Consider the following 3,288-nt stretch of genomic DNA (forward strand, 5'->3'; position numbering starts at 1 on the left):
GGGTGCCTGCACAAAAGTTAACAAAGGCGAGGCTTGCGCAAATCTTAATCACTCTCAGTATTTTAACTATCGCGTTTTTCTGGCGCACCTTGACACATGAGGATATAGAGCGCCTTGACTGTTCAGAAAAACGAAGCTGCGTAGTCAATATTGGTGAAGAAAAAATTACGATTACACGTAACTCACAAGGCATTTCATTCGAAACGACGAAAAGCAACACAATAAAAATTGATCTGAATCAAGATAATGCATTCTCGAGCATAAGTGTTTCAGACGAAATCATTGACTGGAATTCCATATCAGAAAATAAGGTAATTAGGCTAAAAATAGACGGAAACATTGTCTTAATTCATTTATAAATCAGATCTGACGCGCGATAATCGCAACTAAATTAGGAAATACGTACTTTTCCCACCGTTCGTAAATGGAGGGAATGGTATAAACAAGGAAGTTACTGAGAATCGTTGGAACCTATGCACTGTCGATCACTTTATACGCACATCACTGATGAGTACTTAGCCGTTGAAAAGTTTGGATCTCAACTTGTCAAAGAGAACCTTTCTTATCTCATTTGCTATTACACAGAGGAGTACGACTTCAAGCAAGTTCGTGAAGCACTGTTAAACTTTTTTCCCGGTATTCCATTTCAAGGTTCAAGTTCGTGCCAGGCGATAATGACGGATGAAGGGTTCCATTCAGGGCCAGTCATTGCGGTGTTAGCGGTATACGATTTGGGGCCACACGCATACGGAACTGGCATTTCACCATGTACTGAGTCTAAAGGAGTGACAGTCGCTCTTGATATGGCGTTAGAAAGTGCCAAACGTGTTGGGGAAGTGCCCAATCTCATTCTTTTACATGCAACACCAGGAGATGAAGAGTCGATTATACAATCGATTGACGATCGGTTCGGAACCTTAGTTCCCATCATCGGAGGCTCTTCTGCAGACAATAACGTTGAGGGTAAATGGTCAATCATTACATCTCAAGGTTACCAAAAGAAAGGAATCAGTCTGACACTCTTCTACTCATCACAACCTATTGATGTCGCCTTTAGTGCAGGTCATACGCCAACCAATATAACAGGTGTTGCAACCAAAACTGACAAGCGAATTTTGTTAGAAATCGACGGTCAACCCGCGTTAGATGTGTATCGTCGCTGGACAAACCACGAAGAAAGTCGCTCCAATAAAAATGACCTTTTGTTCATAAGCTCTAGTGCTTTTCCTTTAGGTCGTGTAGCTGGTTACATATACGATCGTCCATATTACAAGTTATCACATCCCATTAGAGAGACCGCAAATGGTGGAATAGAGCTCTTTACTAACATTGACGAAGGTGAGTCGCTTACGCTTATGAAAGGAAGCCGAGAGAACCTTATTGCCAGAGCCTCTAAAGTCGTCAATGCAGCCTTCAACCAAAAGCTCGGAGAATCTCGTAAAATAGGGGTAATAAATATTTTTTGTGCGGGACCAATGTTGCACCTAAAGCAAGATATGGAAAGCGTGTGCCACCAAATTAATCATGAGTTAAACAACCTACCATTTATCTGTCCGTTTACATTTGGAGAGCAGGGAAGGTTTGTTGGTGGTGAGAATGGGCATGGAAACCTAATGATTTCATCGGCAATATTCCACAAACCTTATGAAAGATAGATATTTAGATACGTATCAACAAGAGGCTTTGCAAGAAGCGCTGGTTGATCTGAAACAGACCAAAGAGAGAGAGCGCCTTCTCGCGGACGAGAACAAGGCAATACTAGACGCGATCTCTGCAATGAGTGAAGCCAAAAACCGCAATGAGATATTTACTGGCTTAAATGACGCACTAAAAAAACACATTAACTTTCAAGACTTTATTGTGATAAGCCGTGATGATGAACGATATCCCTTCAAAACGCTAATATCAACAAATAGCGTGTTTGATCAAGTAAATTGGTTACACGGTAACGCCATGGAGCGAGCGCTCAATGGGGAATGTATATTGCTGTTTGAACCGACACGCTTAGATGAGCTTTCTAAGTTGAATGTCTTTGTTAAAAGTCACTTTAATTCGGTAATTCTAACGGGGATACGTACAGAAGTAACACAAAATATTATTCTGTTGGTTGGCGCTCGAAAAGGTCATTTCAGTATCGAAAATAGAGAAACACTTCGACGCTTTCGGCCTCTTATAGAACGAGCGGTCATTGATATTGAAACCAAGGAAAAGTTACAGCGTATCGTAGAGGTAAGAACGGCACAACTTGCCAAAGCTCGCGAAGAAGCGGAATTGGCTAACCAAGCGAAGTCCGAGTTTCTTGCCATGATGAGTCACGAAATTCGAACCCCATTAAACTCGGTACTTGGCATGTTGGACATCTTACGCCAATCCACATTATCAGAAGAACAATGTGACGCCTTGAATCAAATGGAGTTTTCAGCAGAACTCTTACTTACCATCATGAGCGACATATTGGATTTATCAAAAATAGAGTCGGGGAGCTTTTTACTTAGTGAGCAATGGGTGAATTTACATGACGTTGTCACTTTTGTTTTTTCTCAGCAGAAACAATCAGCTACTAGGAAAATGCTCGAATTTAAACTGGATTGCAATGTATCTGAACACCAACAGTATTGGATTGACTCAACGCGACTTTCTCAAATCTTATTTAACCTCATCGGTAACGCAATAAAGTTCACCGATAAGGGAAAAGTCAGTGTGCAAGTCCGTGAGAGAAATAACGAGCTTTCCATTACTGTAATAGACACAGGGATCGGAATATCCAAAGATAAATTAGAGTACGTGTTTACAGCGTTCCATCAAATTGATCGTTCGATAACGAGACGATTTGGCGGTACCGGTTTAGGGCTAGCCATTACCAAGCACTTAGTAGAGATGATGCGAGGTACTGTCCAGGTTGAAAGCCAAGAAAACTTAGGAACGAAGTTCGTTGTAAAAATTCCAGTGTTAACCCGAAGCACACAAAACTTTCCAGTCAAGATTGAAGCAAACCATCCAAGTAAAGCGTTAAACTTACTGATCGTAGAAGACACGCAATCTAATCAGCTTGTCATTAAATTACTCTTAAACAAACTAGGACATAAAGTTCAAATGGCCAGCAATGGCGCCGAAGCAGTAAAGTTCTTAGAAAAGAACGCGGTCAACATCGATATGATTTTGATGGACGTATCCATGCCGATCATGGATGGGATTACCGCAACACGCCTGATTCGCGAAAAAGGACTCGATACACCAATCATAGCGTTGACCGCACATGCTTTAGAAAGTGACCGCGATAAATGTTTA

The 3,288-nt window shown here is 41.3% G+C and carries 3 protein-coding genes; all 3 read left to right on the plus strand.

The annotated features are described in order from the left end of the window. Positions 1 to 2: 2 nt before the first annotated feature. Positions 3 to 359, plus strand: a complete 357-nt coding sequence (locus tag SU60_RS08990; RefSeq protein WP_041155234.1) for a hypothetical protein — start codon at positions 3 to 5, stop codon at positions 357 to 359. Between the two features lie 114 nt (positions 360 to 473). After that, on the plus strand, positions 474 to 1,655 hold the full coding sequence (locus SU60_RS08995; protein ID WP_041155235.1) for an FIST signal transduction protein: 1,182 nt from the start codon (positions 474 to 476) through the stop codon (positions 1,653 to 1,655). Beyond that, positions 1,645 to 3,288, plus strand: a 1,644-nt coding sequence (locus SU60_RS09000) for an ATP-binding protein (protein WP_041155236.1), incomplete at its 3' end; no start/stop codon positions are given. The genes SU60_RS08995 and SU60_RS09000, both read left to right, overlap by 11 nt.

This window comes from Vibrio mytili, from assembly GCF_000830505.1.
GTDB classification, from domain to species: domain Bacteria; phylum Pseudomonadota; class Gammaproteobacteria; order Enterobacterales; family Vibrionaceae; genus Vibrio; species Vibrio mytili.

Coding starts and splice junctions, on each gene's coding strand:
- SU60_RS08995 (WP_041155235.1), top strand. CDS start 474: ATGCACTGTCGATCACTTTATACGCACATCACTGATGAGTACTTAGCC.